At 64.9% G+C, this 14635-nt stretch carries 15 protein-coding genes; 5 read left to right on the top strand and 10 right to left on the bottom strand.

Annotation, left to right across the window (positions count from 1 at the left end; translation table 11 throughout):
* The first annotated feature begins 117 nt into the window (after positions 1-117).
* Complete coding sequence (locus KF759_RS10465) at positions 118-624, top strand: GAF domain-containing protein (RefSeq protein ID WP_291225199.1); 507 nt, start codon at positions 118-120, stop codon at positions 622-624.
* A 10-nt stretch (positions 625-634) separates the two neighbouring features.
* Positions 635-1069: a TfoX/Sxy family protein gene (locus KF759_RS10460; RefSeq protein WP_291225197.1), complete on the top strand. Its 435-nt coding sequence runs from the start codon at positions 635-637 to the stop codon at positions 1067-1069.
* Positions 1070-1084: 15 nt separating this feature from the next.
* On the opposite strand, the gene KF759_RS10455 is transcribed toward KF759_RS10460, so the two are convergent.
* Positions 1085-1663: a TIGR00730 family Rossman fold protein gene (locus KF759_RS10455; protein ID WP_291225195.1), complete on the bottom strand. Its 579-nt coding sequence runs from the start codon at positions 1661-1663 to the stop codon at positions 1085-1087.
* Between the two features lie 138 nt (positions 1664-1801).
* On the opposite strand from KF759_RS10455, the gene KF759_RS10450 reads away from it, so the two are divergent.
* Complete coding sequence (locus tag KF759_RS10450) at positions 1802-2074, top strand: hypothetical protein (RefSeq protein ID WP_291225193.1); 273 nt, start codon at positions 1802-1804, stop codon at positions 2072-2074.
* 219 nt (positions 2075-2293) lie between these two features.
* Here the strand turns inward: KF759_RS10450 and KF759_RS10445 are convergent, their stop codons facing one another.
* From KF759_RS10445 to KF759_RS10410, 8 genes are all read right to left on the bottom strand, one after another.
* Positions 2294-2950, bottom strand: a complete 657-nt coding sequence (locus KF759_RS10445; protein WP_291225191.1) for a hypothetical protein — start codon at positions 2948-2950, stop codon at positions 2294-2296.
* A 10-nt stretch (positions 2951-2960) separates the two neighbouring features.
* Complete coding sequence (locus KF759_RS10440; RefSeq protein ID WP_291225189.1) at positions 2961-3539, bottom strand: hypothetical protein; 579 nt, start codon at positions 3537-3539, stop codon at positions 2961-2963.
* A 13-nt stretch (positions 3540-3552) separates the two neighbouring features.
* On the bottom strand, positions 3553-4203 hold the full coding sequence (locus tag KF759_RS10435; protein WP_291225187.1) for a hypothetical protein: 651 nt from the start codon (positions 4201-4203) through the stop codon (positions 3553-3555).
* A 243-nt stretch (positions 4204-4446) separates the two neighbouring features.
* Positions 4447-7308 (bottom strand): serine/threonine-protein kinase, encoded by a 2862-nt coding sequence (locus KF759_RS10430; RefSeq protein WP_291225185.1) that lies wholly within the window; start codon positions 7306-7308, stop codon positions 4447-4449.
* Positions 7305-7835, bottom strand: a complete 531-nt coding sequence (locus KF759_RS10425) for an ECF-type sigma factor (protein ID WP_291225183.1) — start codon at positions 7833-7835, stop codon at positions 7305-7307. Before KF759_RS10425 ends, KF759_RS10430 begins: the two co-directional genes overlap by 4 nt.
* A gap of 238 nt (positions 7836-8073) precedes the next feature.
* Complete coding sequence (locus tag KF759_RS10420; RefSeq protein WP_291225181.1) at positions 8074-11301, bottom strand: type I restriction endonuclease subunit R; 3228 nt, start codon at positions 11299-11301, stop codon at positions 8074-8076.
* Positions 11302-11317: 16 nt separating this feature from the next.
* On the bottom strand, positions 11318-12589 hold the full coding sequence (locus tag KF759_RS10415) for a HipA domain-containing protein (RefSeq protein ID WP_291225179.1): 1272 nt from the start codon (positions 12587-12589) through the stop codon (positions 11318-11320).
* Complete coding sequence (locus KF759_RS10410; protein ID WP_291225177.1) at positions 12579-12917, bottom strand: helix-turn-helix transcriptional regulator; 339 nt, start codon at positions 12915-12917, stop codon at positions 12579-12581. The genes KF759_RS10415 and KF759_RS10410 overlap by 11 nt, the downstream gene beginning before the upstream one ends.
* Positions 12918-13092: 175 nt before the next feature.
* Here KF759_RS10410 and KF759_RS10405 point away from each other — a divergent pair, with 175 nt between their 5' ends.
* Together KF759_RS10405 and KF759_RS10400 are read left to right on the top strand one after the other, a co-directional pair.
* Complete coding sequence (locus tag KF759_RS10405) at positions 13093-13347, top strand: antitoxin (RefSeq protein WP_291225175.1); 255 nt, start codon at positions 13093-13095, stop codon at positions 13345-13347.
* The gene (locus KF759_RS10400; protein ID WP_291225173.1) at positions 13344-13649 is read left to right on the top strand and encodes a type II toxin-antitoxin system RelE/ParE family toxin; all 306 of its coding nucleotides are present in this window, start codon (positions 13344-13346) and stop codon (positions 13647-13649) included. Before KF759_RS10405 ends, KF759_RS10400 begins: the two co-directional genes overlap by 4 nt.
* A gap of 6 nt (positions 13650-13655) precedes the next feature.
* Here the strand turns inward: KF759_RS10400 and KF759_RS10395 are convergent.
* Positions 13656-14635 (bottom strand): restriction endonuclease subunit S (locus KF759_RS10395; RefSeq protein WP_291225172.1); only part of this gene is annotated, 980 nt, incomplete at its 5' end.

Here is a 14635-nt window from a genome sequence, read left to right as displayed (position 1 = left end):
CGTTATATCCTTCAATGCGGATGGATGGATGGACGGATGGAAACCGCGCATCATACACGCCGCGACCGGCATTTGCAGCAGCTGATACAATGGGCGCTTGCTTCCACGAGCGCCCGCATGTTCGCCGCCACCCGCATCGAAGCCCTCGACAAGGCCGACTTCTACGACCAGCTCGTGCAGCAGGCGCATGGACTGCTGCATGGCGAGCATGATCGCATCGCCAATGCGGCCAACCTGGCGGCTCTGGCCTGGCATGCGCTCGAGGGCATCAATTGGTGCGGCTTCTATTTCTTCGATGGCCGCGAGTTGGTAGTCGGCCCGTTCCAGGGCAAGCCCGCCTGCGTGCGCATTGCGCTGGGCAGGGGCGTGTGCGGTACCGCTGCCGCGACGCGCACGAGCCAGCTGGTGGCTGATGTGAATGCGTTTGCCGGCCATATCGCCTGCGACGGCGCCTCGCGCTCGGAGATCGTCGTGCCTTTGGTCGATGCGCAGGGCACCCTGCTCGGCGTCTGGGATGTCGACAGCCCGCGGCTCGCGCGCTTCGATGAGGACGACCGGCGTGGGATGCAGGCACTGTGTGCGGTCTTCATCGAATCATTGCAGCCACGCGCCGCCGCGGCATGACGAGGCAGCGATGAGTGGACGTGACAGCAAGATCCGCAATGTCGGACCGAAATCGGCAGCCTGGCTGCGGCAGGTCGGCGTGCGCACCACCGAGGACCTCGCCCGCATCGGCGTGGTCGAGGCCTTCCTCAAGGTCAAGCGGGCGGGATTCCGGCCGAGCCTCAACCTGCTGTATTCGATGGCCGGCGCACTCGCCGACTGCCATTGGAACGACGTGCCCGAGGCGCAGCGCCAGGAACTGGTGAGCGCACTCGAGGCGGCTGAGTCGGCCAATCCGATCCTGCGCACGCGCTGGGACAAGCAGAAGGCGGCCAGCGAAGCCTCCACTCGCGGTCAAGGCGACGAAGGCGGTGACGGAGCGGCGATGAGCCTGTTCGACGATCCCGACGGTGACGGCGGTGGTGGTCGCGCGGACAGCGATCGCGATCTCAGTCGTTTCGATTGAAGCCGTCGCGCCTGCTCAGCGCACCGCCGCGTAATCGCGCGCGTTGACGTCCCAGTCGGGTATTGCGCGGATCGTCGGCAGCACCTGATCGACGCGGGTCACGCGCGTCCACAAGCCGCGATGCTCGGGATTCATGAAACGCTGCTCGATCATCTGTTCGAGGAAGCGTTCCAGCGGCGCATAGAAACCGTTGATGTCCAGCAGCACGATCGGCTTGGCGTACAGCGCCAGGCGCTTGAGCGTGAGTGCCTCGGACAGTTCCTCGAGGGTACCGCAGCCACCCGGCAATGCGATCACCGCATCCGAGCCGGTGAGCAGGCGATGTTTGCGCTCGCGCATGTCCTCGACGATCTGCATGTCGCCCACGCCCGGGTGCTGCCACTCCACCTCGACCATGAAGCGCGGGATGATGCCGATGACCTCGCCGCCCGCGGCCAGCGCGCCATCGGCGAGCGCGCCCATGAGGCCGGTACCGCCACCGCCATAGACGATCGTGCAGCCGGCGCGCGCGAGCGTGTCGCCCAGGCTGCGAGCAGCTTCGAGATAGACGGGATCGACCGCGGCGCTGGACGCGCAATAGACACAGATACGCATCGGCCCATTGTGCATGGTGCTTGCATGTCGCACCAGCGGCGCCACGTCGCGCGCGCATCGATGATGCGCTGCCGATCGCCACCATCAGCCGATGGACGTACACTCGCTGCCGATGCGGCCATCGTGCGGAGGTGTGACATGGCGGACAAGGACTTCGTGCTGCGGCGCGAATTTCTCGAGCAGGCGATCCAGGCACGCATCTACGCCGCGCATCTGGCCGAGCTGGCCGTCCGGCTTGCCGAGGCCGCGGGCGAACGGGTGACGCGCCCGCTCACGGCCGCACAGATCGCGCGTGCGGTCGAGGTCAATGGAACCGAAACCGCACTCGCGCTCGATGCGCTCGTCGCGCGTCTCGAGCAGCTCTATCGCAAGGGTGAACTACCGCAGGAAGCCGGCGTGCCGCGTTGGTGAACAGCGCCGGGCGACGCGGCTGGGCCGTGCGCGCATCGCAACGCGCCGCGGCTTCTGTGGCAACCGATCCTCCGCTTGCCAACGCCAGGCAGCGCGAGGTTCAGGCTCTGCATCAGGGCGCTTGAACCTTGCCATCGGCGTGCCCACGGCTTGCATTGCCGGCATGAGCCCGAGTCCGCGCCGCGGTGTGCGAGCGCGGATCCCGGGTCAATCTCCAGATCACTCGGAGTCCCAAACCACGCGAGCCTTGTAGAAGATTTGCGAGCTGCCCTGACACGTGAATGTCGCCGGATCGCCGAAACTAATCGTGATCTCGTAGGCGCAGTGCTCGGTGTCCGTGAACACCCCGGCGGGGAGTTCGACCCAACTGGAGTAGCCGCCGGTGCCCGGAGCAGCGGATGTGTACTGCCCGAGGATCAAATTGGTGGTCATACCCGGGGTGTCGTCCGCCTTGCATGCGGAAAGCAGGGTCGTCTTGATGGGGAAGGCGGAGGTGTTCTTGCCCCAGACATCGAGGTATTTGAGACGTTTGCCCGAAGGCAAGCGCAGGTTTGCATTGAAGTAGGGCGAACCGGTATCGCATTGCAGCTGGGCATAAGCCACGGCCTGATACTGCCCGTTGCTCAGCTTATGGTGGAAATCTTCGGCGGTTACGATGGTGGACGTGTCGACCGTCGGAGCGCCTCCCTCGGGATCGAGCGGCCGTGAGTTGCTTGCCGTCTTGGTGTCCAGCAGGCGCCATACATTGGCCGCATCGGGCGGGAACCCTGCAGCAGCGAGCTCGGCAGGATCCTGCACCGGCACGAGTCGGGATTGGGCAATCGCATTCGTCGATGCGAGTGCGGCCGTGGCAATCAGTGCGTAGGCAAGTTTCATGTGCAGGTCCTCAGGGTCCGAAGTCGTCGCGGAAGATGACATCGGGATCATTGAGCAGGATGCGGACATTGCGCGTGGCAAGGTCATAGCCGCCACAGGCGGCGCCGTCTGCGGCAAAGCGTGCTTCGACGTAGTAGGCGCAACTGGAGCTGATCGCGACATGCTGGTCGGCGAACAGGAACGCGACGAACTCGCCGGGGCTGCCGCTGGTCGAATACGTGGCAAGGTTGGTGCTGACCGGTACGCCGGGTGACAGGAATGGCTGGCAGGTTTCAACGAGGCGGTAACCGAGGTCATTGCTCGGCGATGCATCCCGGCCCCAGATTTCAACCTTGAAGATCTCGAAGCCGTCGGGAATGTCGAAGGGATAGATCATGGTGCGGCGTCCCGGCCCCGCGGAGTTGAGGCAGGCCGCGTCGAGGTATCCGGTGGAGTCGATCACGAGCGCGCTGCTGGTGCGGTGCCCGGAGCGGCCGATCATGGTTTCGTATTGGGTTCCATACAGGATGCCCGCCGCGCCCGGTTGGCTTGCCAGCGCGGCAATCAAGGCAAAGCCCGCAACCGAAGAGGATTTGATCTTTGAGTTCATGGCGCTTGCTCCCTCAGTTGCCGGCATTGGTGTACTGGATGCGAGCCTTGTCGAGGCCGATGCTGGTGGTGCAGGCGCCACTTGGGTAGGCCAGGTTCACGCGCACCAGGTAATGGCAGGTGTAGCGGTTGACCTCGATGGGCGCGGCGCTGAAATCCAGCGTCACCAGTGCATTGCCGGCCGAGCCGCTGGTCGTGGTGTTGCCCAGTTGGGTCACCACGGGCGGATCGAGACTGCCGAGGTCCTGGCAAACCTGCTGCAGGAACACGAGCATGTCGTCGCTGGCATTGGCGTCGAAAGCGAAGACATCGAGGTAATGGATCCTTGCTCCCTGCGGCAAGTCGAAGGCAGCGGTGGCAAAGCGCTCGGTTCCCGAATCGCAGCCCGTGCTCGGTGGAGGAGCGAAGCCGAAGGTGTAGTCGCTGGTGCGACCGAGGAACGCGGCGCCCAGGCGCGTCTGGAACTTCGAGCCCGGAATGCCCTTCGGCGAGCGCGGCATGTGCGAACGCGCTGCGGGCATTTCGCGGATCATGTACGGGATGGCCGGATCATCGAAGCCGGCGGCCTGCCGCTCCGCCGGCGTGGCCGGCCGATCGGCGTATGCATGGGGCATGGCCCAGCACCCGGCGGCGAGGATGCTGGTCGTCAGCAGCAGTCTTTTCACGCGAGCTCTCCTGTTGCGCAAGGCCGGGCGATCCGGCGTCTGGAAAATGGCAATGCGGCGGTAGCGCGTGCGCGCATGTCGTGGCGCGCGCAAGACCGGCGCCCATCCTCGTTCCTTCGTGGGTGGACCATCCTCAAGGCGCAAGAAAGGGGGCGCACAGGACAGGCAGGGTCGAAATTCCGGTTTTTTCCGGCGCCGATCACCTGGTTGGCGCGGGCGCCGGACGCGGCCGCGGGGCAGGGCTCAGTGCAGCCTGGCGGCCGCATGTGCGAGCGCGGGCGGTACGAAGGGCAGGGTCGCAATCGTTGCCCGAGCCTGTGCGAGATACTTGTCGGCCTGCGCCGGATCGCTGGTGCGCAGGCACTGCGCCAGACCCACTTGTGCCGCGGCAAGGTCGGTGCGCATCGACGCGCCACCCTTGGCCAGCGCCTGCGCCGCCGTTTCGAAGGCGGGCGATGCACGCGCGCAATCCCCGGCCTGGGCGTCGATGCGCGCGAGCACCAGATAGGCCTTGCCCAGCCGAGGATGGCCGGCAGGCAAGACCTTGGTGGCTGCGTCCAGCGCCTGCCGGGCATCGTCGGCCGCGGCCTTGAGTTCGCCCGTCTCGCGTTCGAGATCGGCCAGCGCAACCTGGGCCATGAGGGTATCGGCGTGGTTGCTGCCGAGCGCCTTGGCGAGGATTGCCTGCGCTTGCCTGACCTCACCAAGAGCCGCCGTGAATTGGCCGCGATCCGCGAGGGTCGAACCCAGGCCCAATTGTGCTACGCCAGTAAGGTAGTGGTTCTCGCCCAGCGCTGCGCGGGCATCGGTGAGTGTTGAGCGGGCCAGCGTTTCGGCCTCATCGAGCTTTCCGGTCACACGCAGCATGCCGGCGAGGTTGTTGCGCATCGCGATCACGCTGGGATGGCTCTTGCCCTGCGCAGCAGTCGCTACTTCCAGCGCTTCCTTGAGGTGTGCGATCGCGGTGTCCAGGTCGCCGTGCTGCCAGGCCAGCACTGCCAGCGAATTCAGGCTCACGGCCACGGCGGGATGTTTCGGGCCGAGCAATTCGCGCTGCATAGCCAGCGCCTCGTGGATGAGCTGGCCCGCCCGTTCATTCTCGCCCAGGCGGCGCAAGGCGGTGCCGAGGTTGAATTCACTGTCGGCGATGTCGGGGTGCTTGTCACCGAGCAAGGCGCGACGTGTCTTGAGCGCCTGCTCGAACAGGGCGACTGCAGCCTTGGCATCGCCCTGCTGCAGCGTGACCACGCCCAGGTCGTGTTCGATCGCGGCGGTCTGGGTGTGCGTCTCACCGCGCTTGGCCCGTGCCAGCGCGAGCGCCTGATTGAGCTCGCGCGCGGCATCGGCAAGTTTGCCGCCGCGGAACTCGATGCCGCCGAGCATCGCCAGGGCCTGGTCGCGTTGGTCGGGGGTGGTGGCGTGGGTCAGGTTGTCCCGGGCCATCGCCAGTGCCTCGTCGAGGCGACCGCGCTCGGCCAGCACGTCGGCCAGGCGCAGGCGAATTTCGCCGCCATTGCTCCCCGGGGCCAGTGCCAGGGCTTCGCGCAAGTCACGCTCGGCACCGTCGAAATCGCCTTGCGCGGCATGGATGCGACCGCGCTCGACCAGGGCGAGGCTGCGCGCAGCCGGTTGGTCCGCGCTCGTCAGAGCGCGCTGCGCGAACTGCATGGCCTTGGGATAATCGCCCAGCTGTCGATAGGCGGTTGCCAGGGTCGTCGCCAGCCGTGCCTCGATCGCGGGCTCACCAGCCAAAGGTTCGTTCAAGCGCGCGGCGCCGCGATCGACCAGCTCACGCGCGCTGACCACACGCCCCTTGCTCTCGTCGGGGGTGATGCCTTCGAACAGTGCCAACACGAAATCACGTACCGCATCGGCCCGCGCTGCCTCGATGCGCGCGACGCGCGCCTGCCATGCGGTCGCTGCGCTGGCGCCGAGGATCACGACGAGCAAGGCGCTGCCGACCGCAAAGGCGAGCCGGTGCCGACGCACGAACTTGGCGAAGCGATAGGCGCGCGAGTCGGCGCGCGCAAGGATCGGCTTGCCCTCGGCGAGGCGCTGCATCTCGTCGCCCAGCGCTGCGGCGCCGGCATAGCGCTGGAGCGGATCCAGCGCGAGGGCCTTGGCAATGATCAGTCCCAGTTCGCCTTCGAGGCGTCGACGCAGCGTGCGTTGATCGGACGCCCGGATCTGCGCGGCATTCGCGTCGACGGCGAGCGCGGGCGAGCGCAGGCTGCCATCGGCGAGCAACTGCGGCCGCTGCCCGGTGCACAGCTCGTGCAGCAGCACGCCGAGGCTGTAGACATCGGTTGCGGTGGTCACGGCGCCGCCATCGCGCTGTTCGGGCGCGGCGTAGGCCGGCGTGAGCCGGCGCGCTTCCGTACGGGTCAGCTCATCGCCGCCGGCATCGTCGAGCAGGCGCGCGATGCCGAAATCGAGCAGCTTGAGCCGGCCTTCGCCATCGACGAGGATGTTCGATGGCTTGAGATCGCGGTGCACGACGAGATTGCGCTGGGCATGGGCGACCGCTGCGCAGATCGTCGCGAACAGGCGCAGGCGGGCGTCGAGATCGAGCTTTTGCGCGTCACACCAGTGCGTGACCGGCGCGCCATCGACGTATTCGAGCGCGAACCACGGCACGCCCTCGGCAGTGAGGCCGCCATCGAACAGATGGGCGATGTGCGGATGCTCGAGGCGGGCGAGGATCGCGCGCTCGCGCATGAAGCGTTCACGCTCGTAGGCATCGTAGATGCCGTGGCGCAGGATCTTGATCGCAACCTTCTGTTCGTAGGCGCCATCGTCGCGGCGTGCCAGAAACACCGTTGCGCTGCCGCCTGCGCCAATCGCACGACCGATGCGCCAGGCACCGATGCGGCGGCCTTCCAGCCCGAAACCGATGAGTTCGGCGGCATAGCGGCCGCTGTCACCATCGATTGGACTGTCGCCAGCGCGGTCGGTGAGCAGGCTGCGCAGGGCATCGCGCAGCTCGCGGTCGTCGATCGCGTCGATGAACGCCGCGCGCGCATCGGGTTCGAGTTCGAAGGCGCGCTCGAACAGGGGCGCCAATTCGCGCCAGCGCCGCTCCAGCGGGCCGGCGCCGGCGTTCACCCCATCACCTCGCGCAGGAAGGCGCGTGCGCGCGCCCAGTCACGCACGACGCTGCGTGGCACGATCTCGAGCACCTGCGCGGTCTGCTCGACCGAAAGACCGGCGAAAAAGCGCAACTCGACCACTTGCGACAGGCGCGGTTCCAGATCGGCAAGGCGATCGAGCGCACGATCGAGCGAAAGCAGTTCACCCGCCGCATCGTTGATCGGAACCTCGACCACATCCAGATCGATGTGCGTCTCACCGCCGCCGCGCTTTTGCGCGAGGCGGCGACGCGCGTGGTCGATGAGGATGTGGCGCATCGTGGTTGCGGCAAACGGGTAGAACCGCGTTGCGTCGCAGGTCACTGGCGCGCCCGACAGCGCGAGCCAGGCCTCGTGCACCAACGCCGTGGTGTTGAGCGTGTGGTCGGCGCGCTCGCCGGCAAGGTGGCGACGCGCGAGATCGTGCAGGCATTGGTAGACCTGCACGTTCCAGTCTGGCGGGTTGTCTGCCGCGTCGGCAGCACCGGGGTCATGCTCTTGCATGCGGAAATGCTAGCGCATGCGGGCTTGCCTGCGCAGCCGCGTGAGCGGTGCTCCCTGTGCGGCGCGCTCGTCGGTACAGCTGCGTACCCCGATCGCAGCCCGTCGACTGATGCGACCATCCGAGGAGTACCCAGTCGCCGGCGAAGCCGGCCCATTGCCATTTTCATGTTACCCGTGAAGGTCCGTGATTGAAGTCTGTACGCTACCTACTGGAGCTGACCCACTCCCTGCGTGACCTTCAGTTGCTGAAAACGGGAGACGGCAAGACTTGGTAAACCCGCCAGACGTGCTGGTACACCGCGTCGGTCTTCGCCTCTACGTCCTGTTCGTTGTAGCTATCCACCGGCAGGCCGGTAGCATCCGCGTACAAGAAGTCATGGATGGTGACGCGTACGGTATCTCGATTACCTTCGGTTGCTTGCCAATCTGCGATCTCGGCGATTCGCGCCTTCAGCGTTGTCAGCAAGCCCTCGGAGACCTTCTTGAGTTTTTCGATACCTGCCTTGTCCAGATCCGGCTTGCGCAGGAGATCGAACAGCGCCAACGTCTCCTCGTCCAGACCGAGTTCAACGGCGCGCTGCTCTTCCTCGCTCATGGCCTGAACCAGCAAGGTGAGGTGCTGGAAGGTCGCTTCAATCGTTGCGCGATCCTTTTCCTGGTTGTACTCGGCCACGATCTCCTCGTAGCGCTCCTGCAGGTTCTTGCGTAGCGGATTCTGCGCGAGCAATCTTGCCAACCTCGATTCGATGGCCGCCTTCAGGCTCTGCACGGTGGTCTGCTTGCGCTTGCTGCGCTGGAACTCCTTGAGCAACTTGTCGAAGTCGATCTTGCTTATGTCGAACAAGCGATCCCTGGCATCCGGATCACCATCGCCAACCGCCTTCGCATCAGCGGTCACGATCGCCTCGTCCACCTCGCTGCGAAGCGCCTCGATGATGTGGCTGATGTCCTTTCGGTCAACATCTTCCTGCAGAGACTTGTAGACGATCATCACCGCGTCCACACGCGCACGCCGCTCATTGACCCCGGCCACGTGCACGCAGGCCTTGAAGCGCGCCTGCACCGCGCGCGCCATCAGCTCGAAACGCTTGCGGCTCTCATCGTTCTCGTTGATCGACTCCTTGATGTCCACGATTGCCCGATTGCGCTGGAATCCGCTGGTCTCGAGAATCACGGACAAGGGCACGCCGCGCCTGTCCAGCCAGATACAGGTTTCCGCCAGCGCGCCATCCAGCAATTCCAGCAAGCGCTCTTCCGGCTGCGCTGGATCCGTTGCTTCGCCGTCGCTGCTACCGTCGCATCGGGTACCGGCAAACGTCGCCAGCGCCTTGCGCAGGTTCTTGAGGATCCCGCAGTAATCCACAATCAGGCCGTTGGTCTTGCCCTCGGCTACGCGGTTGGCACGGGCGATGGCCTGCATCAGGGTGTGGGCCTTCAGCGGCTTGTCCAGGTACAGCGTTCCAAGGGTCGGCACGTCGAAGCCTGTCATCCACATGGCGCAGACGATGGCCACGCGAAACGGATGTTCCGGTTTCTTGAACGCGTCCTCCATGCTCAGCGGCTTGGGCTCGCCCGGCACCACCCAGCCTTCCTTGATCAGCCGGCGGTGCGGTTCGATGTCCAACCCCAGGTTGCGAAAGCGCTGCACCTCGCCCTGTTCCTCGCTCACCACCACGGCGAATCGGGTCTCGCCCATCCACTTGAGCTGCCGGGATCGCTGGGCCAGCTCCTGATCGTCCAAGGTGTTGTTCCGCTCGATCGTCAACTTGTGGATGTGCTCGGTCCAGTATTTCTCGATCAGCCCGTGCATGCGCACGCAAGTCGGCTTGTCGATGCAGACGAACATCGCCTTGCCGCTTTCCCAGCCTTCGGCGTAATGCTTCACGAAATCCCGGGCGATGCGGTCCAGACGCTCGCCGGCAGTGATGACGTGGTAGTCGCGGCCCATGGCCGCCTCCAGCCGACGCTGCGCGTCCGGGTCGCCGCCCAGCTCGTCCTCGAACTCGGCCAGCTTGTCGGCGATGCGCTGGTTCAGATCGTCGGTGGCGACCTTGAGCTTCTCGCCGCGCGCGTCGTAGTACAACGGCACGGTGGCGCCGTCGTCCACGGCGCGTTGGAAATCGTAGGTGGACACGTAATCACCGAACACCCGGCGCGTCACCTCGTCGTCGCCCATCAGCGGGGTGCCGGTGAAGCCGATGTAGCTGGCGTTCGGCAGGGCGTTGCGCATGTTCAGCGCCAGCGTGCCGTACTGGGTACGGTGCGCTTCGTCGCTGATGACGATGATGTCATCGCGCCGCGAGTAAGGATTGTCCGGGTCCACCTGCTCATTGAATTTCTGCACCAGGCTGAACACGTAGCCCTTGTGCTGCGTGAGCATGTCCTTCAGGTTTGCGCCGCCGCTGGCACGCGCCTCGTCGTTCTCACCCACCACGCCGCAGCCGACGTAGGTGCGGTAGATCTGGCCATCCAGGTCGTCGCGGTCGGTGACGATCAGAAAGGTGTAGTTGCCGCCGATGCGCCGGTGCACCTTGCGGGTGAAGAACAGCATGGAATAGCTCTTGCCGCTGCCCTGCGTGTGCCAGAACACGCCGAGCTTGCCGAGGTTCTGCTGACGCTGCCCCACCGCGCGCACCGCGCGATTCACACCGAGGAATTGGTGATTACGGGCCACGATCTTGATGGTGCGGTCACCCGCGTCATCGAACAGGATGAAGTTCTCGAACAGGTCAAGGAAGTTGCGCTTGTCGCACACACCCTTGAGCAGGGTTTCCATGTCCACCACGCCGGGCGCGGCTTCCTCCAACCGTTTCCAGTTGTGGAAATGCTCGAACTTGCCGCCCAGCGCGCCGACCTTGGCCTCGCTGCCGTTGGCCAGCAGCAGGAAGGCGTTGTGGTGGAACAACTGCGGCACGGTGTCCAGATAATCCTTCAGGTTCTGATCAAAGGCCTTGCGCAGGTTCTTGTGGATGGTCTTGCATTCGATGAACAGCAACGGGATGCCGTTGACGAAGCCGATGAGGTCCGGGCGGCGGCGATACAGGTCGCCCTTGACCCACAGCTCGCGCACGGCCAGGAAGTCGTTGTTGTCCGGCGCATCGAAGTCGAACACGCGCAGGCTGCGCGCATCCATGCTGCCGTCATCCTTGCGGAAGGAAACCTTCACCCCATCACGCAGCAACAGGTATTTGTCCTTGTTGGCGGTCATGCCACTCTGGCCGGCACCGATTTCCACAATCTGGCGCAGCGCGTCCTGGTAGGCCAGCAGCGGCAGGCCGGGGTTCAGGGCCATGAGTTTTTCGCCGAGGATGCGGGTCAGCACCACGTCCTTTTCGCTGGCGCGACCGAAGCTGCCTTCCGGTCCCAGCACTTCGGTGTTGTGTGCGTATTCGGAACGCCAGCCCAGCGCGTCACGCAGATAGTCCGCGGTGGTCTGCTGGACCAGGGTGTCTTCGTTCAAGGCCATGCGTGGTTGCGCCCCCTCAGGCTTCCCCGTAGTCCTGCAGGGCGAACGGATTGAGGAACTGGCGCCCCCACAGCGCATTGCGCTCGGCCTCGCCCAACCCCGCCTCGTCGCACACCGCACGCCAATGCGTCTTCACTGCCAGCACTTGTGCATCGATGATGCCGCGTGCATCCGCCGTGGACAACTGGAAGCGGGCGGCCGCGTCCACGCAAACCGTCAGCCGACTGAAGCGGTTGTCGCCCAGGATCTTCATCGCCTGGGTGGCTTCCTGTCCCGTGCGTTGCTGCGGGCAGATGTCGTAGGCCGGTGTCAGCGACAAGGCGCGGCCATCCCAAAACGCCGCATGGTTGCGCGCATGGTCGTCGGTGTTGCCGCACAGGATGTTGAACACCAGCCGTGCGAACAGCTCGCGCAGGGTGGCGCGCGGTTCGATGAAACGATGGCGGGCGATGTCGGCGAGGTCTTCATAACTCGCATACGCGGCCATCATCTCGTCCAGTCCCAGCAAGGTCAGCGCTGAAACCACCGCGCGACGTTGCCAGCGGTCCCCATCCGCAATGCGATCGAAACGGTCGACCAGCAACACGTCCTTGCCGGCCACGCGCACCAACTTCACCGGCGCGGCAACGATGCCCGCCAGTGCGGCCAGTCGCATCGCGACGAACTCCGCCTTCACCACCGGATAGACATCGGCACTGCTGGAGAACTTGGCGATCCACTTGCGCCCGTCGCCATCCAGCGTGGCCTTCGGACGCGCGCCTCCGATCGAGGTGCCGTGCTGGAGCGCTTGCGTCAGTTCTGGCGACAACGGCAGCCCCGCTTCCACCCGTTCGGCGCTTTGCAGCAGTTCCCCCAGCGAAGCCGAACCGGTGCCACGCGCCACGTACTGCGTGGCCGAGGCTTGGAAATCCAGCGCGCCAACGCGGTCCGAGCCGGACTCCAGCAGATAGCTCAACTCGTCCAGCAACACGGGATCGGCAGCGCTCGCCTCACGGCCGAACATCCGGTTGAGGATGACGCGCCGCCCCCAGGCATCGGGCGCGGCATCCCGCAAACAACCCGGCATCGCCAGGCCGGCCGGCAAGGGCAGCAGACCGGTTTGCAGCGGCAGTTCCGGCAGGTACAGCGGCAGCTTGTCGTCTCGCGCCAGATAGCTGCGGCCGTAGTTGAATTGCAGGCCAAGCGGCGTGGGTGCCAGCCGCCCGGCGACGACCGGTTCGGCCTGTCCCGGCAGCCAGGTCCACACATAGGCCTCACGCGGCGGCTCGCGGACGGCATCAGAAGTCATCCTTCACCTCCTCGCGCGGGGCGTGCACGGCCTTGGGCAGCAGGGTGAGCCGGTCTTCGACCTCGCGGCGACGGCGCTGCAGCGCCCCCGGTTCCGGTTCGAACAGTGGCACGCCGAGGATGGCGGCCAGCTCGAACACCACGCCGATCTCGCAGCGCGGGTCGCCTTTTTCGATGCGCCGCAACAGGTCGCGGGAGATGCCGGCGCGCTCGGCCAGGGCCTGCGTGCCCATCTTCTTTTCGATGCGGGCGGCGCGCAGCAGGGCGCCCAGCAGGCGTAGGGCCTGTTGGCTGGTGCGGGAATAGGTGCGGGCGGCGGGCTTGGCCATGGGGCCAATATAGGCTTATGAATAAGCCAAATCAAGCGTTAAGGCTTATTAATAAGCCATTTAGACAAGCTGGAGATCGCCGCGCATCAGGCGGGGGAGCAACAAACCACAACCTGAGTGGCGTCGCACAACATATGTAGTAATGTGGGTTTGTAATCATTGTCCTGGATTGCCCATGAGCCGTCTGACCATCGACATGACCGACCAACAGCACCAGAGCCTGAAGGCTCTGGCCGCCCTGCAAGGCAAAACCATTCGCCAATACACGCTGGAACGCTTGTTCCCCGGCGACGCCGAGGCCGATCAGGCTTGGCGAGGGCTGAACGACTTGCTGACAGCGCGTATCGGCGAGGGCTTGGCGGGCAAGGTGTCCGAGCAGCGCATCGGCGACATTCTTGAAGAGGAGCTGGCGCAGGATCGCCAAGGGTGAAGGCGTATATGCTGACGCACGCGGCGGCGGCCGATCTGCGCGGCATCATTGGCCATACCCGCAAGCAATGGGGCGATGCACAGGTTCGTCGTTACATTCGCCAACTGGAGCATGGCATCGAGCGGCTATGCGCCGGCGCGGGCGGATTCAAGGCTCTGGGCGAGATTCATCCGGCGCTGCGCGTGGCGCACTGCGGGCACCACTACGTCTTCTGCCTGCCGCGCGACAACGCGCCCGCATTGGTCGTGGCGATTCTGCATGAGCGCATGGATCTGCTGGCAAGGCTGGCCGGCAGGTTGTGACCTGGTTTACACCGCGAGGTCGCCGCGCATCAGGCGAGGGAGCAGGAGGTCGCGGGCTTGGCGGAGTTTTTCGGTTTGCTGGGTAAGTGTGGCAACTTGCCGGAACTGCAACAAGGCAAACTCATTGAACTCGTCCATCAGCGCTTGCGAAGGCAAGTTGACTTGGATGCGATGCACATCGTTTCGATTCAACGTCGGCACGGCAACGCCGCCGTTGTATTGCTCCAGCCCAAGGACGGATAGAAGGAAGTAAGCAAACTCCGGCGCGACACGTTTGAATTCTTTGATCCAGAGTGTGGTATTCAGCGGCCAGAAGTCACCCGGCGAATACGAAACCGCGCCCAATGATCCGCTTCGTCCCGTAATCACACCGGGGCCACTGACCATCGCCTTGTTGTGGCTGCCGTGCACGCCAGTTGCAGCGAAGATCGGGATCTCACCTTCGACACGCGCACCAGAAGGTAGATCGAACCCACGTTGCAGTGTCAGCACATCGCCCAGCGCCATCCGCCCCCACCCCTCCGGCACGCCATCGACCACCTTGACGTGCTCATGCCCGGGGAAGCGCAGGTGCACGAACCATTCGCGGTACAGCAGGCGGGCGGCGTCTTCCAGCAGCTTGATGCGGCGGTGGTTGTTTTCGATCAGGTCGTCGTAGGCGGTAAGTACACCTACGATTTCGCGCTGCACCGGCACCGGAGGGACGAAGATCTCGATGCGCTTGATAACGTCATGATTCAACGACGCCATCGTTGCTTTGTTGCCACACTGGGCAAGCATCCACTTTTTATGCGGTTCTTCCAGCATCGCGTAGGAGACGTAACGAGGAATCAGCACGTCGCCACTTAGTCGCAGCCGAATGCAGTCCGACCCTTGCATCCACTGCGCGCACTCCGGAGTGACGAGCAAGTGGCGGTCGACCGCCCCCTTTCGTCCAAAAACGATGTCGCCGGATTCCAAGACATGCGCCGCCATGCGATCAGCGA

The sequence above is a fragment of the Dokdonella sp. genome (assembly GCF_019634815.1).
Lineage (GTDB): Bacteria > Pseudomonadota > Gammaproteobacteria > Xanthomonadales > Rhodanobacteraceae > Dokdonella_A.
Note: the sequence above shows the minus strand (reverse complement) of the source record. Positions and strands in the feature narration are given on the sequence as shown.